The organism is Phaeodactylibacter luteus, from assembly GCF_007993045.1.
Lineage (GTDB): Bacteria > Bacteroidota > Bacteroidia > Chitinophagales > Saprospiraceae > Phaeodactylibacter > Phaeodactylibacter luteus.
This window is the reverse complement of sequence record NZ_VOOR01000064.1, coordinates 1-25,959: the sequence shown is the minus strand read 5'-3', so window position 1 is coordinate 25,959 and position 25,959 is coordinate 1. Positions and strand designations below refer to the sequence as shown.

The 25,959-nt window shown below is 48.9% G+C and carries 24 protein-coding genes and 1 tRNA gene; 13 read left to right on the top strand and 12 right to left on the bottom strand.

The features are described from left to right. Positions 1 to 373: 373 nt before the first annotated feature. On the bottom strand, positions 374 to 835 hold the full coding sequence (locus tag FRY97_RS19670) for a hypothetical protein (protein ID WP_147169320.1): 462 nt from the start codon (positions 833 to 835) through the stop codon (positions 374 to 376). Between the two features lie 92 nt (positions 836 to 927). Here FRY97_RS19670 and FRY97_RS19665 point away from each other — a divergent pair, with 92 nt between their 5' ends. Continuing rightward, positions 928 to 1,383 carry a hypothetical protein gene (locus FRY97_RS19665; RefSeq protein ID WP_147169319.1) on the top strand — a complete coding sequence of 152 codons (456 nt, stop codon included), beginning with the start codon at positions 928 to 930 and terminating at the stop codon, positions 1,381 to 1,383. 130 nt (positions 1,384 to 1,513) lie between these two features. On the opposite strand, the gene FRY97_RS19660 is transcribed toward FRY97_RS19665, so the two are convergent. Then, positions 1,514 to 2,206, bottom strand: a complete 693-nt coding sequence (locus tag FRY97_RS19660; RefSeq protein WP_147169317.1) for a hypothetical protein — start codon at positions 2,204 to 2,206, stop codon at positions 1,514 to 1,516. An 11-nt stretch (positions 2,207 to 2,217) separates the two neighbouring features. Further along, positions 2,218 to 3,714, bottom strand: a complete 1,497-nt coding sequence (locus FRY97_RS19655; RefSeq protein ID WP_147169315.1) for a type IV secretory system conjugative DNA transfer family protein — start codon at positions 3,712 to 3,714, stop codon at positions 2,218 to 2,220. Positions 3,715 to 3,881: 167 nt separating this feature from the next. Here FRY97_RS19655 and FRY97_RS19650 point away from each other — a divergent pair, with 167 nt between their 5' ends. Next, on the top strand, positions 3,882 to 4,181 hold the full coding sequence (locus FRY97_RS19650; protein WP_147169313.1) for a hypothetical protein: 300 nt from the start codon (positions 3,882 to 3,884) through the stop codon (positions 4,179 to 4,181). Here the strand turns inward: FRY97_RS19650 and FRY97_RS19645 are convergent. Then, positions 4,174 to 4,995, bottom strand: a complete 822-nt coding sequence (locus FRY97_RS19645) for a sigma-70 RNA polymerase sigma factor region 4 domain-containing protein (RefSeq protein ID WP_147169312.1) — start codon at positions 4,993 to 4,995, stop codon at positions 4,174 to 4,176. The two genes, FRY97_RS19650 and FRY97_RS19645, sit on opposite strands and share 8 nt — an antisense overlap. A 168-nt stretch (positions 4,996 to 5,163) precedes the next feature. On the opposite strand from FRY97_RS19645, the gene mobF reads away from it, so the two are divergent. The 3 genes from mobF to FRY97_RS19630 all read left to right on the top strand — a co-directional run bounded on the left by mobF (position 5,164) and on the right by FRY97_RS19630 (position 8,670). After that, the gene (mobF, locus tag FRY97_RS19640; RefSeq protein ID WP_147169311.1) at positions 5,164 to 7,992 is read left to right on the top strand and encodes a MobF family relaxase; all 2,829 of its coding nucleotides are present in this window, start codon (positions 5,164 to 5,166) and stop codon (positions 7,990 to 7,992) included. Next, positions 7,970 to 8,359 (top strand): hypothetical protein, encoded by a 390-nt coding sequence (locus tag FRY97_RS19635; protein ID WP_147169309.1) that lies wholly within the window; start codon positions 7,970 to 7,972, stop codon positions 8,357 to 8,359. Before mobF ends, FRY97_RS19635 begins: the two co-directional genes overlap by 23 nt. 107 nt (positions 8,360 to 8,466) lie before the next feature. Then, positions 8,467 to 8,670 carry a hypothetical protein gene (locus FRY97_RS19630; RefSeq protein ID WP_211356929.1) on the top strand — a complete coding sequence of 68 codons (204 nt, stop codon included), beginning with the start codon at positions 8,467 to 8,469 and terminating at the stop codon, positions 8,668 to 8,670. A 35-nt stretch (positions 8,671 to 8,705) separates the two neighbouring features. Here FRY97_RS19630 and FRY97_RS19625 read toward each other — a convergent pair whose 3' ends face one another. Beyond that, positions 8,706 to 9,116 (bottom strand): single-stranded DNA-binding protein, encoded by a 411-nt coding sequence (locus FRY97_RS19625; protein ID WP_147169305.1) that lies wholly within the window; start codon positions 9,114 to 9,116, stop codon positions 8,706 to 8,708. A 507-nt stretch (positions 9,117 to 9,623) separates the two neighbouring features. Here FRY97_RS19625 and FRY97_RS19620 point away from each other — a divergent pair. Beyond that, positions 9,624 to 10,055, top strand: coding sequence for a hypothetical protein (locus FRY97_RS19620; RefSeq protein ID WP_147169304.1), 432 nt, complete (start codon positions 9,624 to 9,626; stop codon positions 10,053 to 10,055). Further along, on the top strand, positions 10,045 to 10,527 hold the full coding sequence (locus FRY97_RS19615) for a hypothetical protein (RefSeq protein ID WP_147169302.1): 483 nt from the start codon (positions 10,045 to 10,047) through the stop codon (positions 10,525 to 10,527). Before FRY97_RS19620 ends, FRY97_RS19615 begins: the two co-directional genes overlap by 11 nt. On the opposite strand, the gene FRY97_RS19610 is transcribed toward FRY97_RS19615, so the two are convergent. The 3 genes from FRY97_RS19610 to FRY97_RS19600 form a co-directional block, all read right to left on the bottom strand. Next, entirely contained in the window at positions 10,518 to 11,507 is a 990-nt protein-coding gene (locus FRY97_RS19610; RefSeq protein WP_044145589.1) for a toprim domain-containing protein, read from the bottom strand. The two genes, FRY97_RS19615 and FRY97_RS19610, sit on opposite strands and share 10 nt — an antisense overlap. 20 nt (positions 11,508 to 11,527) lie before the next feature. Continuing rightward, on the bottom strand, positions 11,528 to 11,818 hold the full coding sequence (locus FRY97_RS19605; RefSeq protein ID WP_147169301.1) for a ribbon-helix-helix domain-containing protein: 291 nt from the start codon (positions 11,816 to 11,818) through the stop codon (positions 11,528 to 11,530). Between the two features lie 61 nt (positions 11,819 to 11,879). Then, positions 11,880 to 12,542, bottom strand: a complete 663-nt coding sequence (locus FRY97_RS19600) for an AAA family ATPase (RefSeq protein WP_147169299.1) — start codon at positions 12,540 to 12,542, stop codon at positions 11,880 to 11,882. A gap of 499 nt (positions 12,543 to 13,041) precedes the next feature. Here FRY97_RS19600 and FRY97_RS19595 point away from each other — a divergent pair, with 499 nt between their 5' ends. Continuing rightward, positions 13,042 to 14,064, top strand: a complete 1,023-nt coding sequence (locus tag FRY97_RS19595) for a replication initiator protein A (RefSeq protein WP_147169297.1) — start codon at positions 13,042 to 13,044, stop codon at positions 14,062 to 14,064. Here the strand turns inward: FRY97_RS19595 and FRY97_RS19590 are convergent. From FRY97_RS19590 to FRY97_RS19575, 4 genes are all read right to left on the bottom strand, one after another. Then, positions 14,061 to 14,327 (bottom strand): hypothetical protein, encoded by a 267-nt coding sequence (locus FRY97_RS19590; protein ID WP_044145591.1) that lies wholly within the window; start codon positions 14,325 to 14,327, stop codon positions 14,061 to 14,063. The genes FRY97_RS19595 and FRY97_RS19590 overlap by 4 nt on opposite strands. Positions 14,328 to 14,329: 2 nt before the next feature. Continuing rightward, on the bottom strand, positions 14,330 to 14,602 hold the full coding sequence (locus tag FRY97_RS19585; protein ID WP_044145592.1) for a helix-turn-helix domain-containing protein: 273 nt from the start codon (positions 14,600 to 14,602) through the stop codon (positions 14,330 to 14,332). A 246-nt stretch (positions 14,603 to 14,848) separates the two neighbouring features. Beyond that, a tRNA-Gln gene (locus FRY97_RS19580) sits at positions 14,849 to 14,920 on the bottom strand. A gap of 214 nt (positions 14,921 to 15,134) precedes the next feature. After that, complete coding sequence (locus FRY97_RS19575; RefSeq protein ID WP_147169295.1) at positions 15,135 to 15,941, bottom strand: 2OG-Fe(II) oxygenase; 807 nt, start codon at positions 15,939 to 15,941, stop codon at positions 15,135 to 15,137. A 269-nt stretch (positions 15,942 to 16,210) separates the two neighbouring features. Here FRY97_RS19575 and pheT point away from each other — a divergent pair, with 269 nt between their 5' ends. The 5 genes from pheT to FRY97_RS19550 form a co-directional block, all read left to right on the top strand. Continuing rightward, the gene (pheT, locus tag FRY97_RS19570) at positions 16,211 to 18,658 is read left to right on the top strand and encodes a phenylalanine--tRNA ligase subunit beta (protein WP_147169294.1); all 2,448 of its coding nucleotides are present in this window, start codon (positions 16,211 to 16,213) and stop codon (positions 18,656 to 18,658) included. Between the two features lie 40 nt (positions 18,659 to 18,698). Continuing rightward, positions 18,699 to 19,001, top strand: coding sequence for a hypothetical protein (locus FRY97_RS19565; protein ID WP_147169292.1), 303 nt, complete (start codon positions 18,699 to 18,701; stop codon positions 18,999 to 19,001). Between the two features lies 1 nt (position 19,002). Then, positions 19,003 to 19,305, top strand: a complete 303-nt coding sequence (locus FRY97_RS19560; RefSeq protein WP_147169290.1) for a cell division protein ZapA — start codon at positions 19,003 to 19,005, stop codon at positions 19,303 to 19,305. A 273-nt stretch (positions 19,306 to 19,578) separates the two neighbouring features. Further along, on the top strand, positions 19,579 to 21,261 hold the full coding sequence (gene rny, locus FRY97_RS19555) for a ribonuclease Y (protein WP_147169288.1): 1,683 nt from the start codon (positions 19,579 to 19,581) through the stop codon (positions 21,259 to 21,261). Positions 21,262 to 22,737: 1,476 nt separating this feature from the next. Beyond that, a partial coding sequence (locus FRY97_RS19550; protein WP_211356928.1) for a right-handed parallel beta-helix repeat-containing protein occupies positions 22,738 to 25,959 on the top strand: 3,222 nt, incomplete at its 3' end.

The following is a 25,959-nucleotide window of genomic DNA, read 5'->3' as shown; positions in this document are numbered from 1 at the left end:
ATGGTTCCTATTTGTTAAGTTGATAATTGAGCATCTGCCCTTTTTGCGGAACCTGGAATCAGTGAAGGTGAACACTATGCAAGTCTAGGGCAGTCATTTATTGCGGCTTGTCCCAAAAAATTGCTGAACTAAGACGGAGCGTGGCTTGCAAAGGGTGAGACAAGCTGTAGCTTGGTGTAGTTAAATAAGGGGCGATAGCTCCAATCCAGAAAGAAGGAAACCATGAGACTGAGAAGTAATGACAACACTTATCTTTCCACGTAATGGGGTTGGAGATTCCGAAATATGCAGGTACTGCTGAACAATCCAAATTGGGTACCCTGCCCGATTCTAGGTAGGGTGCCTAGAGGATATCTAATTCAAGGAAGTTAACTTACTCACATTCTAATAGGCTTTTGATCTCATCTAAACGGGTAAGATGCTTCTGTAATACGGGAATATCCCAATGAATAGGAGAAACCTCGCTAGTCATATAACTGATTGCAAGTGCATAAGCATCAGCGATTTCCGGCAATGGGCGGTCAAAACCATCCAGAATTTGAGCATAATCATCCAGGCTAAATGAAATTTTAGACGTACAACAAGTAACTTCTGCATGGCTATGAAGAGCATACCAATAACGTTTGGCGACATCAAAATTTCTAGACGCACCATCTACCCCGTGAGTAAACATTTCCTTGAGTTTCCGAATGGCAATCAAGTCGCAATTCATTGCCTCTTCGACAAGATAATGCTGCTCTTCAGGCAGGAATACTTTACCGAAAAGTGCTTCTTCGCTTAATGGTAAGTCATCGAAATAAGCATGGAAGAAATTCTGATAAGATATTGATTTCATAATTACACCTCTTTTTGCTCAATTGCCCCCGTGGAAGAGGTGTAATTATTGTAGCAATCACTTTCGATTTTTCAAGTAAAACCGATGGAGTCATGGCAAAACAAGTCAAGAAGACCAATAAAGGACCATACATAAAGAATGCACACTTGATTGGCAAAGGTGGCGGTCAGGTGAAGCCAATAAATGGTTCATATGTAAAAGGAACTGAAAAGCCCAGGCCTACTTCACCAGATCCAGGTACGCACATCCAAAAACCGATAAAGGTCCAGCCGGCGAGAAAGAAGCCTGATCCTGACTCTACCCCAAGGAGGGAAAAGTCGCCGGGTCGCGGTCAGAAAGCAGTAAAGCCAAGTGTACCTGCTAAAAGTAAGTCTGGAAAAAGTCCTGGATTTCCAAAGACTACCCAGGTGAAGCCAGTTCGAACAGTGGCGAAAAAAGCCCCTGAAAAAGCAGCAGTATCGAAGGTGCAATCGACATTGAAGCAGCAGGCAGCACCGAAAAAAGATACTCCTAGGAAAGTGAAGCAGGCACCTGTAAGAAGAAGGTAGGGCAGGTTTCCACAATTTATCCAATTATCATTCAGCTCGATCCCAAACGAGATTGGTGAGGCGATAATTCACCTCACCAATTATGCATAATGAGTAAATCCTACCCGTAGAATTTAAAGCACTGCCTCAATTAATTGATGACTTTAGAAAAGGAACCTTTACGAGAATAGTCATGCCCTTCGTTTGATAGCTTGCTACTCAATTCACCGCGCCCAAGAAACCATTCAAGGCCAAAATGCAACCAGTAGGAGACCGCACAAAACATCAGCGGTGCGCCTAGTAAAATGTTCACTGGAAGTAACGCAGCGCCGATGATAAGCATCGTCAAAGGCTCGGCTACATCTTGCACTTTGGCTGGGCTCCATCCTCGGTCGATCAAAAACCCGAGCCAGGTGCTACGCCCGCGGTAATATTGGTCAATAACTTCGTCAGAGGTTTTTAGCCCCTTAATCAACAAATAGATGGAAAAGATTCCAAAGAACACGGCCGTGTACAGAAAGGAGGAGTAGGTTCCTAAGGTCAAGTAATCTTCAATGTTCCGGGGCTCCAAGTAAAAACCAATACAATACCCGGCAATTGCCAGAAAAGCTAGCACCGAAAGGGCGAGGCGGGGTTTGTGAACTCCTTTCCTCCCGAACCCCTTTCTAAAGCTGACCTTTACCACTTCTACTCCGGCATAGGCCAGTATGAGCATGAATAGAATAAAGGCTAGTTTTTGCGATCGTTCATTCTTTTCATCCAGTACTCCTTCCCAAAGGTGAGTCATAAAACTCCCTCCAAGCTGCTTGAAGACTTCATCTGAATTGTTTGTGTTGTGAATCATGATATTGAAGGTTATAATTGAGAAAATTCAACTTCAAAGAAATTGGCCCCATTCGACCACTTGCGTCCTTTGACTTGTATTATTGCTTGCACTGTATAATTCCTTTGCTTCCCTCCGGACCACAGGGTGGTAAATTCCATCGGAAGGACTTGAGGTAACAAGTGACCAGAATAGCTGGTACCTTTTGAATCTGCCATAAGGGCAAAATTCTTGCGGTTCTGACTATCGGAACGAAGGGTAATCATGGCTTTCCCAATGACGTTGGATGCCCATTCATTAGTGACGGAATCGTTGTTAGCATGAAAGATTTTAGTAGAGAGATTACCCAACAAGCTATTTACTTTGGATTTAGAGCTATCTCCTCCTCCCATCTGCGAGTAGTAATTGGAAATGTTTTGGGTCAGAAACACGGTAGCTACTCGGGAACTCCGTGCAGTTGTCTGAAAAATAGTATCGTATTCATTGACGAAATACTGGCTTTCATCAACCCAGAGAAAAGCCGGGTTTGGGTACCGATTTGTATCTCGCCGCTCGACTGCTTGCTGCCAAAGGAGTTTGAAGATTCCTTGCGCATACATTCCCGAATCCAGGTACTCTTTAACCGAAAAATTCAGAATGATGATCTTCCCCCCAAAGGTGACCTCCGGACTAAGTGTCAAGCCGGAAGCAAAATGCGTCTTTAATACCCCCATGATAAAGGGCTCTGCAAGTCCTAGAAAACTCTCAGCAACAATTGAACGGGTCTTTTCATCAGCTTTAGCAAACTCTCTTAGAAAATAGGCATATACCAATGCGTAGTCTTGCTCTAGTTCTTCAAGGACTTGAGCCTTGTCCTGATTGCCATCTTCTAGTTCTTCTCGTACTTGTTCCACTTTGGCCGAGGCGTCAAGAATGCATTCTATACAATAGTTAGTATTATAGAGTTGGTCCCATTGTTCATCGGTATAGTCTGACAAGGCATTGGTCAAGTCCTCATTCGGTGCAGAAGACATAATTGCTCGCATATTGGCGATACTTACTTCTTTGTCGGCAAGCTTCAGAAGAAGGATCATCCGGTTGAGTGAACGGCGCAGTGCATTATCCCAGTAACGATCTTTGTCGCCACTGCTTGCACCGGTGAACCGGTTACCCATCTTATAGATCTCCATAAAGAGATTAGACAAATTGAACACCTCGCCTGCGCCCTTGCCCTCTCTGGTTAACTCGTACTGCAGCGGATTGAACTGGTAGGGTGAACCCTCTTCAAATACAATGATGTCGTCCGATCGACCTGTTTCTTCGGCGTACTGTAGCCAGGTTGCTTTCTCCTCCGGCTTGGCGCAATGAACGAGGCCTCCAAATCCATTCTTCAGGAATGCCTTAGCCAATGTTTTACCACTTCCGGAGCTTTTTCCACTACCAATTCCTCCAAAAATCTGAACACCCTCGAAAGCCTCGCGAATACACCACCAATCAGCTGGATCTGGGGAAAATTTGACCAAAGGCTTATCTAGGTTGATGGTACTCATGGAAAAATCAGTGTTGGATTCCTCCACAAATTATGATGGCCAAGTCCTTGGCACGATGGGTACCCTACCCAGTCCTAGGTAGGGTGCCTAGAAAAAATCTCACCTACATTTCTTGGATTTGTACTTGCAGCGTACTTATTGCTTTGCTACAATACAACGTGAGAATCATGGAGTTTGAACTGAAACCGATCAATACAGAAGAGGAGTTATTGAGTTTTACAAAGCTTAGAGGCCAAGTCTTCATCTCCAAGTTTAGAAACAGCGGACCATTTGCCAAAGAAGAGAACTATACCGGCCTTTGGAAAGTATTGGATCGAGATGTGCGTCAAGGAATTAGCCTTGGTGAAAATGAAGAGCAGCTACGGCTAAAATGGAGTACTATCAAAGATGGGCTAATGGAAAATTGGATTGATCAATTTAAAGAAGCCCACGGTAGGTCCCGTGATGAACCCGGGCCGCTTAGATAAGTCGCTGTTGCTTTAAATAGCTGATCACATCGTTAATGTTAGCAAAGTCGTTGAGCGGAAACGCAGCTCTGGCCTTTCGATTGATACTGCCATGATGGTTATGAAGCGTTTTCATAGTGATCTCTAGATGCTCTGCTACTTGACGTGAGCTCATTTCCGCATTTGCTCTTAAGTCCAAAATCCATTTTTCCTGCTTGGTTAATGAAAGTGCCTGTAACATGCCTTCCTTTATTTCATTGACTTTGTCAGATAGTATTTTTAGCTCAGCTTTATACTTATCGTCATTGTAGTACACATAAGTCTCCAGTGGCTGCCCAGTATAGGGCCCAAGTACTCGGTAAGTGCTAATGTACCGAACCATAAGGCCATTTTCGTCAAACTGAGCCGGATAGGCTGCTTGGTGAGTATTCCAATACTTGCCATGCCGATCTTTAATTCCTCTAGTAGTACAATATTCAAAACTTTTATTTCTGATCAGGTTAGGGTAGTCAAAAAAGACCTCATACATGCTCAAAGTCAGATAAGCCACCAAGTTTTTCTGGTTCTCATGAGTCCATTCGATAAAGTTAGCGGTATTAAAGCGGAAGTTGTCAGCGTATCCCAGCAAGCTCATTCCGGCTGCACGCACGACATCACTTTTTCTGATATCAACCATGAACATGAATGTCCGGGGTGGCAAATTATTAGCCATCTGTTCCCACTTATTTAGAACCTCTTCAGTCGTAGGTTCTACAGGTTCGCCAAGACTACTTTGAATGAAAATTTGAAGCTTGGCGAAATGCTGATATGGATCATAGTTCTCTTCGAATTCCATTAAGCAGATCTATTGGTAGTGAAGCGTTACAGACTGGTTTTCCCGCCTTTTCCACAAAACAGCTATTGCGGCAAGTATCTATCCATGATACCTTGTCTACAAGACCTCTAGCACTGCTAAGGGGAGACGTCTGTAACTTAAATCTAAATATAAGAAAGCCCGCTGGAAATGCTCAGAATAACCGTTAGTAAGTCCGCAAAAGGAGCCGTCAAGTACTTTGACGAAGGCCTTAGCAAGTCGGACTACTATGCGGAAAAAGGAGAGATTGTTGGCCAGTGGCATGGAAAGCTGGCTGAGCAAATAGGACTCTCTGGCGAGGTACAAAAAGAGGATTTCGCGGCACTGGCTTACAACCAAAATCCGGTCACGGGTGAGCAATTAACCGCGCGCAATACTGAGAATCGGAGAGTCGGTTATGACTTCACTTTTGATGTTCCCAAGTCGGTTTCGCTGGTCTATTCCCAAACCAAAGATGAGGATATTCTGAGAGCCTTCAACGGTGCCATCCAGGAGACGATGACCGAGATCGAAGAGCATGCAGCTACCCGTGTCAGAAGCAATGGAAAGAACGATAATCGTCTAACGGAAAACCTGGCTTGGGCTACTTTCACCCATGAAGAAGCTCGGCCGGTGGGTGGTATTCCAGACCCACATCTGCATCAACATGTCTTTGTATTCAACGCCACTTATGACCAAAAAGAGGACCGAATCAAGGCCGCTCAATTTGGCGACATAAAGGCGGATGCACCCTATTTCGAGACGGTTTTTCATTCTCGCTTAGCGGACAAATTACAGCAAGTCGGCTACCAAATTGAGCCTTCGGATAAGCACTTTGAACTGGCTGGATTTGAGCGATCGACCATCGATAAGTTCTCCAATCGTACCCGTCAGATCAATGATAAAGCGGAGCAATTGGGGCTCAGTTATGATGAAGATAAGGCCGAGCTGGGAGCCAAAACCAGGGCGTCCAAGCGAACCGGTTTTGAGCGGGATGAGCTGGCCATGCAGTGGCGCTCCAGGCTCACGGATCGGGAGTTGGAATTGCTGGTTAATGCCAAGGATTCACCGCCAACTGGCGGTTGGGATGGCTCTTATCGGGATCGTGCTATTGAAAAGAAAAAAGATCGACTTAGCCCTAAAGAGAGCGTTGACTATGCTCTTGATCATGTTCTCGAAAGAAAGTCAGTAGTCAGCGAAAAAGAGCTGATGACCATTGGACTCCAAAGAGGATTGGGATCAGTTACCCCGGAAAGCTTCAGGAATGCACTGGAGGATCGTAAGGATATTCGAACTAAGGCAATCCCCAATTCCAAAGAGATCCTCATGACAACGGCTGAGGCGATCCAAGAGGAGCGCAATTTGCGGAATACGACTCGTCGCGGGAAAGGTGCATTTGAGCCCATTCATCCTGATTACCGAATCAAGAACGAACAGCTCACCCAGGAGCAAGCAAGCGCCGTTCATCATGTGCTGAATTCCCAGGATTTCATCACTGCGGTGACCGGTGGTGCCGGAACGGGAAAGACCTGGTCGATCAAGGAAGTGGCCGAGGGGATGAAGGAAAAAGGCGTTCCCTTCGGTGCTTTTGCACCCAGTTCTGCTGCGTCCAGGCAAGTTCAACGAGAGGATGGCTTTGAAAATGCTACGACTATTGCTGAGCTATTACAAAGTGAAAAACTTCAGAAATCCGTTCAAAATGGAGTCATCTGGGTAGATGAAGCCGGGATGGTAGGCAACAAAACCATGAACCGGATCATCGATGTGGCCAAGGAACAAAACGCTCGCATACTGCTTACCGGAGATATTAAACAGCATGGTTCCGTAGAACGAGGTGATGCCCTGCGGATCATCCAGCAATTCGGTGGGGTCAAGCCCGCAGAAATATCAAAGATCCAGCGACAGAAAAACGCTGACTATCGTACCGCTGTAAAAGCCATTTCTAATGGAAACATGGAAAAAGGCCTACAAACACTCGATCAAATGGGAGCGATCAAGGAGGCCGATAGCTTTGATGAAACCCGTCAAAAAGTCGCTGAAGAATACGCCACCGCCCGCAAAGCAAAGGAGGATGTATTGGTTGTAGCGACTACGCATGCCCAAGGGCAGGCGGTAACGCAGACCATCCGGGAACGACTAATGGAAGATGGCATTCTCCAAGGAGATGAAAGGATTTTCAAAACCCAGAAAAACCTATCTTTTACCGAAGTACAGAAGCAGGATGCCAGGAGTTATCAGCAAGGGATGATTGTGCAATTTCATCAAAATGTGAAAGGAGGCCTAAAACGTGGCACTAAGTACCAGCTTTCAGAGAAAGATGAAAACGGTGACTGGGTTTTGTCAAATGGCAACAACCGGAACAAAACGGTTTTGCCCTTGCACGAATCAAGCAAGTTTTCTGTGTATGAATCGCAGGAAATGACCATAGCCACCGGTGACAAGATCAGGATTACACAGAACGGTACCTCTAAAGATGCTAAACGCCTGAACAACGGCAACATTCTGGAGGTAACCGGATTTGACAAGGAAGGCAATATCCTGGCCAGTTCCGGAAAACGATCTTTAACCCTCTCCAAGGATTATGGCAATCTGACTCATGGCTATTACACCACCTCTCCGGCCTCGCAAGGAAAATCGGTCAATCGTGTCATTTTGCTACAATCTTCCATGACCGGCCGAGCGGCCAGCAAGGAACAGTTCTATGTTTCTGCATCACGTGGCAAATTTGCCATATCCATCCACACGGATGATAAGCAAGGTCTGATTCGATCCGTACAGCGCTCGTCGCAGCGAATGACGGCCTCAGAGGTGGCGACAAACCCAGCCGACCGCCAAAAAGAGCGGATGGACAAATTCAAGAAAATGGGTCAAATCTTTAGGGCGGGCCTATCCAGGGTTGCCAAAACCAAAGAAGCATGGCAGAATAGATCGGTCGGTATTATCAGCATGATTACCCAAAAACCTCAAGTAGTAAGGAATGCCCCAGCAAGAGGAAAATAAGAGAATACCTACACTCCTGGATCAGCCCCGAAATCCTATCCTGAAGTCCAGAGGAAAGAGTATGTTCTTCGGTATTTCCGATGAACGGACCGGCAATGTGTTGGCTCTCAAGTTGGTCAGTTCTACTGGCACACAGAGAGCCGTGCACTATCACGACATCCACTCACCAATGGATTTCAATGGGGAATCCGAGATTATTCTGCTTACCAGCTCACTAAAGATCACCATCAAGGGACGCAATCTGGAGCAACTCTTTGATTACATCATTCAACATCGGGTATTGTGGATCAAAGAGCCGCAGGACTCCTTCGCTGTCCCGGAAGGAAGTGAGGTAGAAATCAATACGATCCATTTTGAGGAAGGATAGGCTGTTTAGCTCACCTGCCACCTACCGAAAATTGCTGTACTTCCCTCCTTATTCAGGGTATAATGAGCGAAAGAAACTGAATGTAGGAGATTGGATAAATGGCAACCATGATAAGGGAAGTCTACGCTGCTTTGATCGAAGCCGGGGCGTCAGAAGAAAAAGCGAGCTCAGCTGCCGAAGCGATCAGCAATTATGATAATGAGTTGTCAGGGATTAAGGCGGAACTCAAGTTGATCAAGTGGATGCTCACCTTTAATATGGGATTGGTGGGAACCATCCTGTTTCTGATCCTGAAATACCTGATCAAATAGAAATGGAGGACTACGAGAGCCCTCCAAGGGAATTCTTAGCCCTTCTTCGTCAGCGGAGCTTGCTCTACTGAGCGAACGATGATCGAAACTTCCTTCTTATCAAAGGTCTTGCCGTCAAGCTGAACGGTGAACGGACGGTACGACAATGTGCCGATGACCTTCAAGCGAGCACCTTTATCAAAGGCTTTCAATTGCTCGATAACCGATGGACTGAAAACAACGAGTTCGTGCCAGATTGTTTCTTTGTCTTTCCACTCCTCAGTTTCCTTGTCTTTGTAGCTATCGGTGGTCGCGATGGAGACTGAACCGAAGCTTCTTTCTTCCGTGTCGATCATACGCAGCTTGGAGCCGATATTTCCGATTAGTTCTACTGTATTGTTAATAGCCATAATTTCCTCCTTATGGTTGGATTTATAAAAATGTATGCCCCAGATTACCTTGACCATTCCAAAGCGATTTATCAACTGCAAAAATGGGAGGTGCCTTGGGAGGAGCCGATTTTTTGGTTGCTAAAGCGATAGAATTGTCGCATGGGCTGAGCAGGGCAATTGGTAAAGCCAAGCCTTGTGGAGGGTGGCAATATTTATTTACGAGTGGACAGTAAGGAAAGTGGTCAAGTTCTTATGAGCAACAGAATTGAAGTTGGACAGCAATGATGGTGTTCCCAAACACGAAAGAAATTGGAGAGAAAATGGTGAAATTACCTTAACGATATTGGCGGGAAAAAGCTGGCTAAATCCTTCGAAATCAGTGAAATTCCTCATAGCTTTGAATGCTATGTACCAACCAACAGGGTCATGTTTAGCACCAACTCCGCTGCCCGTCGTAGGCACCCCAAAAGCGGACCACCTTCATTACAGGTAATATCAAAAAGAGAGGGGAAGAAGCCTCGACACCCTTCGTGGTTGTGGGGACTAGTCCTTCTAATAGCAGGCGTAGCCCTCGTACACTATTTGTACAATGAAGAAAAGGAGCTTCCTCCGGGAATAATACAAACTCCTGAGGGTGATCTAGTTTTGTCACCAGAACGCCAGGCTAAGCTCGATCGCGAACTGCAGGAGATTGACAATGCTATTCAGTACGCACTGGTGGCAATAGTTGATGGCCTTTATCCCTGTCTGTCTTGCCCGTCTGGTCAGAAAACCATATTTTTAAAAAAGGGTAACGTATGGAAGTATGGTATCACCCGAAAAGGAGAAGCGGAGCGTTACCCTGGTGGAAACTATGGAGCAGATGCCCTGCTTTTCCTCCCTCAGTTTACGGGGACCTATAGTGAGTGCCTGAAGATGGAAAAAACAATGATCTACAATTATCCGTTCTTACCAGAGGCACGAGATCGTGAGATCGTCCTGCTAAGACCACCAGGAAATAGATATGACAGCTAAAGAGCAACAATTGATGGCAAGTGGAGTGCAAGCTGGACCGAAGGATCATCAGATCTTCATATCTGGTCGTATCTGGCACGAGCTTTACCCAAAGGTAGATCCTGGCTTATTTCTGGAAGTCCTAAGGGATAAGATCAACCTTCGTGACTACGGCACCGGCATCAATCAATTCTACTTCACCTTTATTGTGATGGAGGAGATCACGCCCAATTTCTCCGGGTGGCTTGGTAAAGGTTATTATCCCAAGGAGGCTCGCTTCGAAGTCGCCGTAGAATTATCTTATGCGGAAGTAGTGGAAAGCGAGAAGGAAGCCGTAATTCACCTGATGGAACAAGCCTTTCTCCAAGGCATCGACCAAATTGCTGAGGTCAATTTGGTAGCACCTTTTGACCACGAGAGCTTCAGAAGTGATGTGGAAGAAATTTTCACCGAAGAAGACTGGTGTCAATTAAGTGATGCTAATCAAAAATAACCTTTCTGGAGGTAGTGATTATAGTCTTTGAACCCTCGATATAGATGGTTTTGTGGAAGGACCCTGTCCCCGAGTTCTTCTGCAAACAATTGAGTTGTCTTTTCCCCTGCCCTATCGTTGTCAAAGAAAGTATAGATCTGCTCGTAAGTGAAGGAGCGGATGAAATCAAGCGCCCGCTTCCGCATATTAACCATATTTAGTACGATCACATCTACCGGTAGGACTTCCGTCTTCTTGATCGTCAGCACCGTCAGAAAATCCATGAAGCCTTCGAATACGGCTACCCTGCTCTGGTCATTGCCGGGAATATAGGAAATGTCCTTGGCGGCCTTTCTATCAGTTGCTGAAGGTGATTTCAGGATGCCTTTGAAATACTTATCCCGGCATTCATAATCGCCGGATTCATTGACGAAGCCCAGGGTGTGATATCGTTGCCCGGTTTCGGTATTTTCATACTGGATGGTTCGCAGATAGCGCTTAGCCAACTTGTGGTCAATTTTCCGGTCTCCAGCCAAATAGCCGATCAATGCTCTGTTCTGTATGCCTTCTTTGATATTTTGAATCACAAGTCTTTCACTACCCTCAGAAGAGAATATATTTGGCTCAATTAATTCCACATTTTTAAAGAGCGGCATAAGCCGCAAGGCCTCCAATGAAACCGCTTGGCCTCGATTTGGAAACATGTTCTTGAGCAACTGCAAAGCACCTTTAACATCTACGTTTTCGTGCAACTGCATAAATCCAATCACGGTACCATTGCCCTGCACGTCGCCTCGCCCAAAGTCGTTCCATATCCACTTACCGCCTAAGTAGGAAGTATGAAAACTTGGCTCCTTTTCATAGCGGAAAGGAGAGATATACCAATACTCATTCCCACGTTGGGAAGATCGCACTGGTTCATGGCCAAACCAGCGTAACAATTCGGGCATGGAGATATTCTCCTTGGCCCAATCCGTGTTGTAGATGATCTTGCTTGTCATAACCTTAGCGTAAGGTTACACTAAGGTTGAGATGAGGTCGCGTTGACCTCACTTTCATTTTCCTCTCTTCCCAGCTTTTCCACAATGGCTTCGATCAGCCAGGTATGGCGAGAAACATTTCCAGGGCGGGTATCTAGTAACTTGCCAATCCGATCCAGGTAATCCAATGGCAAACGCAACTGTACTCGTTTGTGTTGTTGCTGATCCACTTCACCGGAATTACCTGCAAGTTGACCGGAGGAGCCACCCTTGCGGATCAACTCTTCTTCGCTAATACCGTTTCCGGTTTTGAGTTTTGGGGATAATGGCATAATAACCTCCTACTAACCTTAGATTGACCTCATTTTAACCTTACATTTAGGTGATCCTGATCTAGGCCACCGCTCTCTTCTTCGACTCCAAGACAACCACTTCCTCCACTAATGCCGTTAGTTCTTCAATGGCTTTGGGATTCTTTGGCTTAGCTTCAGTGACGGCCAGACCAGAGGCGGCTGCATTGGCAAACACTTTTCGCTCATGGAGCTGTGCCTTCAGGCACTCAAAAGTGCCGCCTTCCTTGATGTATTGCAGGGCATCTTTACGATCCCGTTGGTTTTGATCTACTTTATTCAATACAGCATAGGCCTCCAGGTTCGGATTGGCTATTTGTATTTCTTTGATCAACCGTTCTACTTGCTCTAGTGTCCAGATATCGAATGAACGGGGCGCAAAAGGTACAATGACCGCATCAGAAACAATCAGTGCTGCCCTTTGCGAAGCTGTATCTCGGCCACCGGCATCGATGATGATGTCGTCGTAATTGGCTTTCAGCTTGCGTACCTCATTGCGTACCTGCATTTCTGCCAGTTGAATGGAGGTAAAACCAGTATCGCCCAAGGATTCGGTTCGCCAACGTGAAAACTCAGTGGCTGTCGCCTGGATATCCGCATCAACCAACAGGACGCTTCTCCCCATCTGGGATAGTACCACTGCGAGAGAAACGGCGATAGTTGTTTTACCGCTTCCACCTTTGATGCCGCCAATCGTGTAAATCATAATAACCTCACTGTAACCTTAGTTTGACCTCAGCATGGTAGCAAAGTGAGGTGATTTGACAAGAAGTACTTGTCTGTCTTTCATGAGATTCCATGATGAAATTCCATCAGTGATACATTTATGTTGCTGTAGGTCTAATAGTTTTTTCTTTCAACAGCAGCAATCAACTGGTTCGCATCAGCGAACGCATTATTTCGCTAGTGTTATAATCTGTTAGATTATGGTTAGTGTTGTGTTACGCCAGTAGATAAGGCCCTGAAATTTTGGAAAACTGCGGCTTTCGACAAAGAGCGGATTCCTATAATGACGAACCCAAATTCCCGAAATGACGAGCCAAAATTCCTAAAGTGACGAGTCAAAATTCCTGAAATGACGAGCCAAAATGGGGCGATTAATTCGATGTACTAGCAGCTAAAATTCCCAAACTGACGAAAAAATGCTTGCCAAGGCTGTCCAATAAGGCTAAGCTGTATTCCTGAAATGACGAAGTAGATAGCTTGTGAACCCCAGCCACCAAACCAATTTACTACCTGAAAGACATCCAACTCAGGACTTCTTTATCGCCGATGTGTTCGATAATCTACCCTACAAGGATGATATCGCTTCAATGGAGCATCCCATCTTCACACTCTCCAAGCGCAAGGATTTACGGGATTTGAACTACACCAACGGCAATATCCATATCTCCATTAAGCCCACTTCCGATGGTCTACCGACCATCTTTGATAAGGACATCTTGCTCTATTGCGGATCACTGTTAATGGATCAGATCAACAAGGGCAATATTCCACCTAAGACCTTGCGCATATCGAGTCACGACCTCCTAGTGGCCACCAATCGCCCCACCAGTGGGGAGGGCTACCGACTCTTGAAAAAAGCCCTGGATCGCCTCAAGGGCGTTAGCATCAAGACCAACATTAAAACCAATAAACGGGAGGTCACCAGGGCATTTGGCTTGATCGAAAGCTATGAAGTGATTGAAAGCACCAGGGTGAAAAAACGGATGATCCGCCTGGAAATCACGCTTTCGGATTGGTTCTACAACTCCCTATTGGGCAAAGAAGTCCTCACCGTCAACCGCGACTACTTTCGCCTAGGTAAAGCGCTGGAACGGCGCTTGTACGAAATTGCTCGCAAGCATTGCGGACAAAATTCTTCCTGGTCGATCGGAATCGAGAAGCTCAAACTCAAGACCGGATCTACTTCTAGCCTACCGAAATTCCGCTATTTCCTCAAGCAGATTGAAAAAATTGATCATTTGCCCGATTATCGGCTCCGGATTTCAGATGATCTGGTTCATTTTGGACCAAGAGGAGAATTTGTAACCTTAGATGATTTGCCGAGTATTAGCCCAAATACGATCCAAAAAACTAAAAACATTGTAGCAGATGCCGGTACAGGTTGGGATTTTTACGAGCTACACACGCAGTTCTCACGCCAACTCCAAAAAGGCTTTCGGCCAGATAATGTAAATGGGGCGTTTATTAACTTCGTAAAGAAGAAGGTGACCACAAGACCTTAGCGGTCGATGTCAGGACCATCTTTGCCCATCTCTCGATCTTTGGATCTGCTCGTCGGCCGGGAGAGGTCATCTCGTAGTTTATCCAAAAGCTTATATCTGCTTTGCTCCCTGATGTACTCATTGCAGCCTTCTACAAACCCCTGAAAGAACTCTTCCTCCACGGTTTCTACTGCTTGGCTGATTTGCTGAGCAAGTTCAGGCCGGTACTTTTCCAGCATATAACCTGCATTGAACCCTTCTACTAATTGATCTTGTTCTGCCATAGCTATTGATTTGAACGTTTCTCTATGTAGGCGATGATTGAGGATTTCTTGTATAAATACTTTTTACCTGAAACTACACTGTAAATAATCTCACCACTATCTCTATATTTCTGGAAGGTTGTCTTTGAGGCTATATCAAGGATGCCCATCGCCTCCTTTTCGTTGATCCAATCATCAGCAGGGTCGGCGTTTATATCCGCAGCCAGTTGTTTAACGATGGATTTCAACATCTCAGCGTCAACACAGATAAGCATATTTTTTTCTAGACCTGCCACAGATAACTAATCGCTTTTGCTATAAAAGTAGAAAAAACAAGGGATAGAGAAGATGGGAGGAGACTGCAAAAAGAAGTCTGAAGGGTAAGAATTCCGTATCTTGCACTTGATACAACAAAAAAAGCAGCCAAGACCTAACCTGACTGCTTTTCTTTGAAATTTTCACTTAACGACTGCCAAAACGACTGCTGAAGCTTTTTTCTCTTCGTAAATCGTTGGTTAGCAGGTGTTCCGTTTAAGCTTTTGTAGACCCACTAGGACTCGAACCTAGAACGACAGAACCAAAATCTGCTGTGTTGCCAATTACACCATGGGTCTTTGAGACCAGCACCTGAGGTCATTCCCTCATTTGCGATTGCAAAGATAATAGGCGGTTATTTTATACGCAAACTTTTTTTGCGGATTTTTTACGCCTCCTTTCAAGAAAGAGCAAAACGGGCGGCAAAATACTTGATTACGATGGCTGATCGATGATGCACCGCCGCCCGTTTGGCTCTTATAAACAGTTGCCCCCCCGGCGGGGTTCCGCTAATTATTCAAATTTTTCGAAAACAGACTTCATGCCCAACTTTTGGAACACCCCTTTCACCGTGTTCTTAAGGCTTTCCTTGGCATTGGTCTTCACCCGCTTGCTCCGGCTGTCCGTCGGGCGGGGCTTGAATATGGTATCGTGGTATTTCACGCCTTCTGCCAGGGGGGAGTAATAGTAGCTGTAGATGGACTTCCGCGATTGGTCTTCCGGGATATTGATGACATCATAGCCGTGGTAGGACGTGTCTGTCGTCTCAAATATGACCGCCCGGTTGAAGCCGACCAAGACTTTTTTCTCCAGCACGCTGACGTCCTCGTTCCACAGCTCCAGGTGGCCACCGTAGGCTTCCTCCCAATCTTTGTTGAGGTAGATCAGCAGATTGAGCCTCCGGTGGAGATTCAGTATAGGGTGTACGCTGAAGTCGACATGAATGTCCAGGAAACTGCCGTTGCGGCCCTGATGCACCCCTGCCCCGCGGTGGTCGTCGGGCAGCACGAGGTCAGCGATGCCCGTTACCGGCTCCAGCCAGGTTTTGATGAACGCTTCCCCTTTGATGGCCTCCAGCACCCGCACAAAGTCTGTGTGGTAATCGCCAAAACTTGACCCCTCAGACTTGTTCTCATTGAGCCCCTTGTAATGCTTGCGCAGCTGCGTCATCTTGGGGAAATTCGCATAAAGCGACTCTGCAACGTCAGCGGAGAGGAAATCATCGATGACGATGTGCTTGTACGGACGGGCATTCTGAAACGCCTCCCGGGCCTGAGCCACAGTTTGCTGCCCCACGGCAGCAGGATTGAGTATGGACATACGTAAAAGGTTTTCGGCAGCAGTCTTAATAAGGTTTAGCGTGATTACTAAAGTCCCAACACGCTATTAAGGATACAGCGGGCTGCTGCCCAAAAGTAAGCTTCCGCGTGGGCAATCACAAGCTTAAGGGGGCAGGAAAATTGCAAGGCACTGTACAGCCATTCTGCTGCTCCATAGCCAGGCAGCCCAAAATTTGCCCGGCAAGGGCTGCCGTTCTGGTTATTCCGCCCAAGTCTGTTATCTTTGCCCTTTCCAAAATCAAGCATCTGATGAAAGTATCTCTGAACTGGCTGAAAGAGTACCTCGAAATAAAGCAAAGCCCCGAAACCGTTTCTGAAATGCTGACCAGCATAGGCCTGGAAGAAGAAGGCATGGAAAAGGTGGAGAGCATAAAAGGCGGGCTGGAAGGCGTAGTGGTCGGGCATGTCCTGGAATGCGGGCAGCACCCCGATGCCGACCGCTTGTCGCTCACTAAAGTAGATATAGGCGCAGCAGAGCCCCTGCAGATTGTATGTGGGGCGCCTAATGTAGCTCAAGGGCAGAAAGTGATGGTCGCAACCGTTGGCACTACCCTCTACCCTACCGGCAGCGAAGCGCCCCTCACCCTCAAAAAAGGTAAAATCAGAGGGCAGGTATCTGAAGGCATGATCTGTGCTGAAGATGAGCTGGGCACGGGCAATAGCCACGATGGCATCCTCGTGCTGCCCGAAAACACGCCCGTAGGCACGCCCGCAAAGGAATATTTCCAAATTGAGGCCGACCATGTCTACGAAATCGGCCTGACGCCCAACCGGTCCGATGCGACCAACCACCTTGGCGTTGCCAAAGACCTGGCCGCCTACCTGAAGATCAATCATGGCCACAGCGGGAAGCTCAACCTGCCCGATGTAAGCCATTTCCAGCCCGACAACAACAGCCGCCCGGTGAAAGTCACCATTGCCGACCCCGAAGCCTGCCCGCGCTATGCCGGGCTCACCCTCTCGGGATTGTCCGTGAAAGAGTCGCCGGAATGGCTCAAAACACGGCTGCGTGCCGTTGGGGTGCGCCCTATCAATAACGTGGTGGATGTGACCAACTTCGTGCTGCACGAGCTCGGCCAGCCACTGCACGCCTTCGACCTCGAGCAGGTTGCCGGCGATCATATCATCGTCAAGAAGCAGCCCAAAGGCACTTCTTTCCTGACCCTTGATGAGGTAGCGCGCAGCCTGACCGGAGAGGACCTCATGATCTGCAATGGGGAAGAAAAGGGCATGTGCTTAGCCGGTGTATTTGGCGGGATCGACTCCGGTGTCAAACCGGAGACCACGGCCATCTTCCTGGAGTCTGCCCACTTTGATGCCAAGACGATCCGCCGCACCAGCATGGGGCACAACCTCCGTACCGACGCAGCCAAAGTCTTTGAAAAAGGCAGCGACCCCAACGTGGTCGTCTATGCCTTAAAGCGGGCCGCCCTGCTGATCCGTGAGCTCGCCGGAGGGGAGATCACCAGCCACATCACCGACTACTACCCCAGCCCGGTACAACGGGCGGAAGTGGCCGTAAGCTATGCCCACACGAACCGGCTCATTGGCATAGACATCCCGCGCGAAAAAATACATAGTATCCTAGAAGCCCTGGACATGGAGGTCCTTTCTGATACGGACGATGCCTTCACCGTCGCCATACCGACCAACAAATCGGATGTGACGCGGGAAGCAGACGTCATAGAGGAGATCCTGCGCATCTACGGGTACAACGAAGTGCCCATCCCTGAGCAGGTCAAGACGGGCATCAACATCGCCCCGCAGCCAGACCCCAGCCTGCTGCGCGACAAGGTAGGCGACTACCTCGCCGCCAACGGCTTTCATGAAATGATGGCCCTTTCGCTGTCCAAATCCCTTTACTACAAAGACCTTTTCCATGGGCTGGAAGACGGGCAGCTGGTGTACATCAACAATACCTCTACCGTGCAGCTGAATATCATGCGCCCGGATATGCTCTTCAGCGGGCTGGAGGCCGTTGTGCACAACCAAAACCGCCAACAGCAGCGGCTGCGCCTGTTCGAATTTGGGCGCACCTACCGGCATGGGCAGGGCAAGATCGAAGAGGAAGAACACCTCAGCCTGTTCTTGGCTGGCAGCCGCCACCCGGAAAGCTGGCTCGATGTGCGCGGGGGCGATGCAGACTACTACACTTTGAAGGCTTTCGCCGAAAGCATACTCTCCCGTATGGGGCTGAGCGGCTATCAGGAAACCGCCCTCAAAGACGAAACTTTTGCCTTTGGGCTCGAATACCACCGCGGGCCGCAGCCCTTGGTGCGCTTCGGCAAGGTCAATACGGGGCTCACCAAAGGCATGGATATCCGCGGCAACGTTTATTTTGCCGATTTCTTCTGGGGCAGCATCGTCAAGTCGCGCAAGAAATTCAAGCTCTCGTACGAGGAAGTCAACAAGTTCCCGGCCACGCGCAGGGATTTGGCCCTTGTTATTGATAATTCCGTAAAATTTAGTGATATTGCAGCGATTGCCCGGAAGGTAGGCAAGAAACTGATCAAAGATATCAACCTGTTTGATGTTTACGAAAATGAAGCACAGCTCGGCAGCGGGAAAAAGTCCTATGCCGTCAGCTTTATTTTCGAAAACCCGGAAAAAACGCTCAAAGACAAGGACGTCGACAAGGTCATCCAAAAAATGGTGGCTGAGTACGAGTCCAAACTAGGGGCTGCCATCCGGCAGTAGCAGGCCATACACAGGGGACGGGCATGTTTAAAATCCCAAAATGAACCTGTTAGAACGCATTGACAATATAGAGCTGAAAGTCCGGCAGTTGGCTCAGAGCTTGGAGCGCCTGAAACAAGAAAATGCCGGCCTGAGGCAGGAAAATACAACGCTCAAAGCAGACTTGGACCGTCAGCGCGGTACAGTCAGCGCCCTGAGCAATAAGTTGGAACAGTCGCAGCGGGCCCTGGGCGCGCAGCGGGAAGTACAACCTAAGCAATCGAAAGAGCTGCAACAGCAGCTGGACCAATACATCGAAGAGATTAATCACTGCATCGAGTGGTTGCACAAGCAACAAATTTGATATGAGCAGCGGACAGGAAAAGGAGAGCAAACAGATCACGGTCGTTATCGCTGGCCGCCCCTATCCGCTCAAAATTGATGCAGGGGACGAGCCCGCGATCCGGAAAATCGTCAAAGACGTCAACGAAAAAGTCAACCGCTTTCAGATGACGTATACCAATAAAGACAAACAGGACTGCCTGTCTATGGCCCTGTTGACCTACGCCGTTGACCTCCACAAAGCCAAAAGCTCTGGCGGCAACGACCCGGCTTTATCCGGTAAGCTTTTCCAATTGGATGCCCTGCTCGACCAACTCCTCGACTAAACAACTGGCAGGAGCGCTCCCGAGCCTGCCTTGGCCCTCATTGCTTTCCCTTCCGCTGCTCCTCGCCGCCCGCTATCCTGATTTTCCAGCTGCCCGCTAGAGATGCCTTGCTAGCATCCCTTTATGCGCTTAGCCCTTGTTGGGGCTTTGTTTTTGGTGCAAACGCAGCCCAAAGCGCAAAACCCAAACAAGCACGCTTAAGAAAACCGGGCTCCTTGTGCCCGGAAAGATGTAAACAACAAAAACATTCATCCTACTTAAATTCAATCATATATGGACATAGGAATTGGAATCATCATAGGCCTCATCCTCGGGGCCGCCGCAGGCTTCTTCGCTATGCAGGCTGCCCTCAAAAAGGCCCGGGAAAAACGCATAGAGGAGATCAACTCCCGCGTAGACCAAGAGGTCAAAGAAGCCCGCCTGACCGCCAAACGCCTGATTGACGAAGCGGAGATCAAGGCGGAGAAAGTCTCTGCACAGGCCGAGAACAAGAACGAGCGCATCAAGCAAAAGAAAATACAGGAGGCTAAGGAAAAGTACAGCCGCCTGAAATCGGAGTTCGACAGCCACAAGGCCGAACAAATGGTCGAGCTCAAAGAGCGCCAAATGGAGATCAAAGGGCTGGAAGCTGAGCTGCGCCAAAAAGAGAACAGCTTCGGCGATAAAGTCAAAAACCTGAATGCTCAAAAGGCCGAACTCGAACAACGGGAAGCTGATGCCATCGCCCTGCGCGAAAACCTGGAGAAACAGATGAAGGTCCTCAACCGCAAAAGGGAAGAGCTGGAATCCGCTAGCGAACGCCACATCAAAGAACTGGAAAAAGTGGCTAACCTGAGCGAAGCCGAAGCCCGAGAACAACTGCTCGAAGCCGTAAAGGCCAAGGCAGAAACAGATGCCATGGCTCTGGTCAAAAACTCCGTAGAACAAGCTAAAATCACCGCCAACAAAGAGGCCAAGAAAATCATCATTCAGTCCATTCAGCGCATGTGCGCGGAGTACACCATAGAGAATACCGTCTCGGTCTTCAACCTTGACTCAGACGACCTCAAAGGGCAGATCATCGGCCGGGAAGGGCGCAATATCCGCGCGCTCGAAGCCGCTACCGGTGCAGAGATCGTCGTGGACGACACGCCAGAGGCTATCGTCATTTCCAGCTTTGACCCCATCCGCCGCGAAGTGGCCAGGCTGGCGCTCAAGCGCCTCGTAGCCGACGGCCGCATCCACCCTGCACGCATCGAAGAGGTGGTAGCCAAAGTCCGTAAGCAGCTCGACGAGCAGATCGTGGAAATTGGTGAGCGCACGGTCATCGACCTCGACCTCCACGGGCTCGACGCCTACCTCGTCAAAATGGTAGGCCGCATGCGCTTCCGGTCTTCCTACGGGCAAAACCTCCTCAAGCACTCCATAGAAACCGCCAACCTATGCGCCATTATGGCCGCAGAGCTCGGCCTGAGCCGCAAACAGGCTAAAATGGCCAAACGCGCCGGCCTGCTCCACGATATCGGGAAAGTGGCAGAGGAAGAGACCGAACTCTCCCACGCTATCCTGGGCATGCAGCTGTGCGAAAAACACGGGGAGCATGCCGTCATTTGCAATGCGGTAGGTGCCCACCACGATGAGGTGGAAATGAACAACATCATCTCCCCTATCGTACAGGCTTGTGATGCCATCTCAGGGGCTCGCCCGGGCGCTCGGCGCGAAATCCTCGAGAGCTACCTCAAGCGTATCGGAGAACTGGAAGAGCTCGCCATGGAGCACGAAGGTGTACAAAAAGCTTATGCCATGCAGGCCGGCCGCGAGCTGAGGGTGATCGTGGAGTCTGAAAAAGTGAGCGATCAGCGGGCTGACGACCTGTCTTTCCAAATCTCTCAAAAAATTCAGGACGAAATGCAGTACCCCGGGCAGATCAAAGTGACCGTCATCCGTGAAAAGCGGGCGGTGGCTTATGCTCGCTAGTGGTCTGTCATGTGTTAATTTATGGGTTGAGTGGGAGCGGATTTTAAGGCTAAATCAAGGCGGATGTCCCCGCGCATAGCAGCGCTACGTAAGGGGTTGTCCAACGAAGAGTAGCCTCAAAAGTCGCCGCAGGCAACCCCTAGTTTTAGCCTTGACAGACCACTAGTGCCTCAAGCCATAAATCCTTGACACCCCAAGTTTCGTTCTTTTCCGCCTACTCTTCGTTAAAGAACCGCTCCTTTAGCTCGGGCTAAAGTCGCGAACCTTCGCCTTGATTAGCCGGAAAACAACTTCAACTTAAGTATCAGAGATTTATGACTTAAGGCACTAGGCCATAGCTGCTGAGCGCAAGCCGGATTGCCGGCTTTTTTAGGGGGCTGCCCCTGCCCAACGGCAGGTGCCGCTATGCTCCGGGGCTCGCTGCCCGCTCGGCCCCACGCCCTGCAGGCGTCGGGTCTGGCCTTCGGCCACCCCTTCGCAGCGCTAGCCCAATGCCAACCTTAGGCATACCATCCCCTGTCCAATGTATTTGGGCAGGGGATTTTTTTTGCAGTGCCCTTATGCCCGCCGCGCAACGCCTGCAGCACGATTTTGCCGGGGCGCCTCCCTCTTTTCGAGAAGGCACACTACGCTATATCTAATGGGCAAAACTGATCAGCGCCATACTTTTGCATCCTAAAATAACTTTCAGCCAAATGTTAAATACCCTAAACTTCTTCATCCGGCATTGTAGCAGTCTCGAATTTTGCCTACATTGTAACCACAACACGTTCCAGCTCTCCGCTCGAATGCGCTCCTTGTAACTAAACACCTAATTATATTATGAAAAACTTGCTTTCCTTTGCCCCCCCCAGGATTTTATTCTTCAGCGGACTGGGCACTGCCCTTGCTTTAATGAGCTGGCTGGCTATGCAAATGGGTAGTTGGGATGGTGGGATGCCCAATGGTCCATTGCCCGAAAGTGCGCGCTCTGCTCCACCAGAAAGCAGTTGCGCAATCACCGATATACTAATGACGAACCGGTCGGATTGCAACGACAATGGAACCTTAGACTATCAGGATGATTTTTTTACAGCAGATATTACTGTTCATTTCGAAAATAAGCCTACGTCCGGCTCACTCGATGTAGTGGGGCAGTATTTGTTGCAGCCTTTGTCAGTGCCAGTTGGCGATATAGGTTCAGCAGTATCTCACACTTTTGAAGACGTTACACTAATAGCGACGCCGAAGCGCAGGGACATAAAGCTGACCGCTTCGTTCTCTAGTTTAACGTCATGTGAGCTGGAGATAGATTCTGTGAGTTCAACGAAGCAACAATGCTCCGTTTGCCACGATGGGAGCTTCACCGGTCGGCCTTATCCAAGTTGCTGGCCCACTCAAGACCCGCAAATCAGTGACGAATGCAAAAAGTCTTATAATTATGCGCCACCACCGGGGTTTCCGGAACATGTACCTGTAAAGTACATTAAAACTGTATTGCATGTTTTCCAAACTGAAGACCCCAACGACCCCAGAAATTTCACCCAAAATGACATTGAGCTTTTGAAGTCTTTCTTCGACGGCCCTGGAGGGGCTAATGACCTGCTAGCTAACCTGTGCGATGATCCTACTGATGGATCCCCTCACATGACCGATGCCCGGATAAGGCTATTGAATGAAGGGATTATAAATGGAGATGTATTTTTTTATCAGGATAATAAAGCCTGGGGAGTTGGCACCTTAGGGTGCGGCGAATACCTGAACTCAAACAATTGTCCTGGAAATCCTGCCACCACAGCTGATTGCCTGTTCCCAAATTACAATTATGCAAAAAATATTTCAGTTAATAGTTTAAGCGATCCTGCGATAAAAAACGCTTATCACATCTTACTTTTTGGCGGCACCTGGATAGATGTAAACAACGACAATGTTGTCGATTTCGATGGACCAGATTGCCACTGGCCGTGCAGCGGTGGACTGACTGGTGATATGGGAGATTGCTTGGGCAACAACCCTCTTGTTGCAGGAATCGCTGGCATGTACGCTGTGTGGAAGAGCGGCAATGACCCCAACAATACGGAATACCAACCTTGTGCTGTAGATTATCCGGGTTCTGACCCTAAGATTGGAAGAGGCTTCTTAGGCGAAACATTTCATGTCTTCGGCCTTGATCATCTTTCGCCCTTGCAAGCCCATAAAAACCATAGTATTGGTACAGACGGTTGCCTTGATACTCCAGTTAATTCTCCGTTGAATCTGCTGGACTGTGATTACCAAAACCGGTGTGCTTTAACTCGGTGCCAGATTGGCAGGCTCCAAAAGTTGATTGTAGAAAGCCAGTCCGCTTTAGAACGCTTTCCCGACGGCAACGGCGGCTTCTCCAAAGAGGTCATCTGCACTTCCACCGAACCCATCATCGTCATCCCGAGCGGGGCAGATGTAGTCTGGGAAGGGCCGAAAATTCTTCGCTCTGGCATCGTCGTCGAAGACGGCGGCAAACTGACCATCAAGTGTGAGGTGAAACTGCCATCCGATGCAAAAATTGAAGTAGAGGAAGGCGGTGCCCTCATTATTGATGGCGGGCATTTGCTGCCAAAGTGCGAAGATATGTCCTGGAGGGGCATCACCCTTTCCGGGGATGGCGGGCCTTTTGTGCCCGGGCAAAGCACCTACCTGAGGATCAATCCTGGCTCCATCATTGAAGCGGCCGAAAACCCAATTGTCAATAATAGTGCAACGGTACTGGCTTTTGGGGCGCTCATCAGCAACTCCGGCACAGTAGAGCTGCACGACCATGAAAACGACCCGCTGACCCGCTTTATCAATTGTGACTTCATACGGGACAGCGACTACGCCCTACTCGCCAGCCCCACCGAAAACTGGGATAACCAAATGCTGATCGACAATTTCAGCGGGCCGCAGATTACCGGGTGTACCTTCAATACCATCGCCCACCCCATAGGTAAAAGCAATGGCATGGGCATCGCTCATATCGGCGGGCGTTTTACCTTGTCCAATTCCCTCATCGAAGGGTACAGGGTTGGCGTGAACGGCAACACGCTTTTAGAGAACACAGCGGGGAGGTTTACCATCCAACAGTGCACCCTGCGCAATAATGCTATAGCTATTGTCAGTGACGGGATCAACAATATTGACATCCGGGAGAACCTCATCGAAGGGATTGGCAATTATCATAATGGAGACGAGGAAGGCATCGTTCTCCGGGAATGTACCGGCTTTGAAATACAGGACAATGAATTGGAAGGGCTGGCCGGCGCTACCGACACCTGGGGCATCCTGGTCGAAAACTCCGGCTCCGAGTCCAACGACATTGAGCGCAATGCCTTTACTGACCTGCATGTGGCTAATCAGGCGGAAAGAAACAATCATAGTAGTTTATTTTCATTCCTCGGCCTGCAATACTCCTGCAACACCAATACCACCAATACCACTTACGACTACGTCGCCATGGATCAGGGCATCGCTTCCTTCCAAGGCAGCACCACCCTCCCGGCCGGCAACACCTTCTCTGGCATTTCCTCTGCCGGGGGCGACTTCTTCAATGACAGCAATAATGGCATTACTTACCATTACTATGATGGGGCAGCGGATGAGGAGCCGGTGAATTATTCTGGCATGTTTACTCCTAGTGCTGTGAACGAAGATAACACCTGCCAGCCCGACGATACCGACGGGCCGATCATCATTATCGACCCCTCCAAGATGAGGGAGCACTACCTGAAGGCGCGGGAAGGCTACTACGCCGCCAAAGCGGAGTACGACTCTTTGATGAACGGTGGGCAGAATGAAGCCTATTGGAAGAGTCGGGCGGAAGGGCTAACCCCTGCCGGGGCAGCAGCCTTCTGGCAGAATGCCGTCAGCATCTCCCCCTACCTCAGCAAGGGCTCCCTCGAAAGCATCATCAAGCGGGGCGACCTGTTCAGTGATGCCGAACTGGCATCCCTGCTTATTGCCAACCCCGAAGCGCTGCGCGAGGGCCAATTCCAGGGCTTCCTCTACACTGAACTGCCCGCTGCGATGGTCGATACCCTACTGCCCTACCGGGAGGTATCTACCCCACGCACTGCCCTCGAAGTGGAAATGGCCGGGCACCGCTATACCATGCATCAGACGGCAAATGTACGGATCAAACAAATCTTGTCTGATACCTTGGGCATCGACTACACCGCCTACCGGGAATGGCTGCGCAAAAAAGAAAGCCCGGAAGCCTACTACGAGCTGGCCACCTCGTATTGTGTCAAGGACTCTTTCGAGGTGGCGCTGGAAAAATGCGACTCTGTGCCCCTGCTCTTTGAGCTGACCGAAGCTCAGGAAAAAGCCCATGAACGATTAGTAGACTACCTGAAGTTCACTATGGACGCACAGGCAGCGGGTGTGCACTACGCTGCCTACGACAGCAGCCGGGTCGCGACCCTGCAAAACATAGCCGACAATGGGGACGACCGGGCGGCAGCCTTCGCCCGTGGCCTGCTCAACACCTTCTACGGCTATGACTACCGCATCGTACCGCAGTCGCCAAATGTGCAGGGGCTCTATACCCTGCCCGGCAGCGGCCCTGCCACGCAGCCGCAGGAACGGGCGCAGCCTTTATCGGCACTGCCCAACCCCGCCCGGGCGCAGGTCGCTTTCCGATATCGATTGCCGGACCCGCAGCAGCCTGCTCAATTGATGATCTACGATATGCAGGGCAAGCTCACT

Excerpts from the sequence above, each read along its gene's own strand:
- FRY97_RS19670 (WP_147169320.1), bottom strand. The coding sequence starts at position 835 with ATGAAATCAATATCTTATCAGAATTTCTTCCATGCTTATTTCGATGAC.
- FRY97_RS19665 (WP_147169319.1), top strand. The coding sequence starts at position 928 with ATGGCAAAACAAGTCAAGAAGACCAATAAAGGACCATACATAAAGAAT.
- FRY97_RS19660 (WP_147169317.1), bottom strand. The coding sequence starts at position 2,206 with ATGATTCACAACACAAACAATTCAGATGAAGTCTTCAAGCAGCTTGGA.
- FRY97_RS19655 (WP_147169315.1), bottom strand. The coding sequence starts at position 3,714 with ATGAGTACCATCAACCTAGATAAGCCTTTGGTCAAATTTTCCCCAGAT.
- FRY97_RS19650 (WP_147169313.1), top strand. The coding sequence starts at position 3,882 with ATGGAGTTTGAACTGAAACCGATCAATACAGAAGAGGAGTTATTGAGT.
- FRY97_RS19645 (WP_147169312.1), bottom strand. The coding sequence starts at position 4,995 with ATGGAATTCGAAGAGAACTATGATCCATATCAGCATTTCGCCAAGCTT.
- mobF (WP_147169311.1), top strand. The coding sequence starts at position 5,164 with ATGCTCAGAATAACCGTTAGTAAGTCCGCAAAAGGAGCCGTCAAGTAC.
- FRY97_RS19635 (WP_147169309.1), top strand. The coding sequence starts at position 7,970 with ATGCCCCAGCAAGAGGAAAATAAGAGAATACCTACACTCCTGGATCAG.
- FRY97_RS19630 (WP_211356929.1), top strand. The coding sequence starts at position 8,467 with ATGATAAGGGAAGTCTACGCTGCTTTGATCGAAGCCGGGGCGTCAGAA.
- FRY97_RS19625 (WP_147169305.1), bottom strand. The coding sequence starts at position 9,116 with ATGGTCAAGGTAATCTGGGGCATACATTTTTATAAATCCAACCATAAG.
- FRY97_RS19615 (WP_147169302.1), top strand. The coding sequence starts at position 10,045 with ATGACAGCTAAAGAGCAACAATTGATGGCAAGTGGAGTGCAAGCTGGA.
- FRY97_RS19610 (WP_044145589.1), bottom strand. The coding sequence starts at position 11,507 with ATGACAAGCAAGATCATCTACAACACGGATTGGGCCAAGGAGAATATC.
- FRY97_RS19605 (WP_147169301.1), bottom strand. The coding sequence starts at position 11,818 with ATGCCATTATCCCCAAAACTCAAAACCGGAAACGGTATTAGCGAAGAA.
- FRY97_RS19600 (WP_147169299.1), bottom strand. The coding sequence starts at position 12,542 with ATGATTTACACGATTGGCGGCATCAAAGGTGGAAGCGGTAAAACAACT.
- FRY97_RS19590 (WP_044145591.1), bottom strand. The coding sequence starts at position 14,327 with ATGGCAGAACAAGATCAATTAGTAGAAGGGTTCAATGCAGGTTATATG.
- FRY97_RS19575 (WP_147169295.1), bottom strand. The coding sequence starts at position 15,941 with ATGTCCATACTCAATCCTGCTGCCGTGGGGCAGCAAACTGTGGCTCAG.
- pheT (WP_147169294.1), top strand. The coding sequence starts at position 16,211 with ATGAAAGTATCTCTGAACTGGCTGAAAGAGTACCTCGAAATAAAGCAA.
- FRY97_RS19565 (WP_147169292.1), top strand. The coding sequence starts at position 18,699 with ATGAACCTGTTAGAACGCATTGACAATATAGAGCTGAAAGTCCGGCAG.
- FRY97_RS19560 (WP_147169290.1), top strand. The coding sequence starts at position 19,003 with ATGAGCAGCGGACAGGAAAAGGAGAGCAAACAGATCACGGTCGTTATC.
- rny (WP_147169288.1), top strand. The coding sequence starts at position 19,579 with ATGGACATAGGAATTGGAATCATCATAGGCCTCATCCTCGGGGCCGCC.